Below are 215 nucleotides of genomic sequence, written 5' to 3'. Positions count from 1 at the left end.
TTGACTTTATGGTTGATACGCAAATCCCAGGCGACACAGACGGTGATGGTGTGGTGGATACAACACCGGTAGTGACCATTCCAGAAGCTACGGACGGGGTAAATGCTGACGAGCTAAAAGATGGCGTACAGACCGAAGTGACTGTACCGGGAGGCAGTGCGGCAGGTGACACACTGACACTCACTATTACCAAACCAGATGGCTCAACCGACACC

At 52.6% G+C, this 215-nt stretch carries 1 pseudogene; it reads left to right on the top strand.

From position 1 onward, the window contains the following. A pseudogene (locus HMPREF0693_RS19245) lies at window positions 1–215 on the top strand (hypothetical protein); the annotation flags it as partial.

Origin of the sequence: Proteus mirabilis ATCC 29906 (assembly GCF_000160755.1) — a bacterium.
Classification (GTDB): Bacteria; Pseudomonadota; Gammaproteobacteria; order Enterobacterales; family Enterobacteriaceae; genus Proteus; species Proteus mirabilis.
The sequence above is the reverse complement of the archived record's forward strand: the minus strand, read 5'-3'. Positions and strand labels throughout refer to the sequence as shown.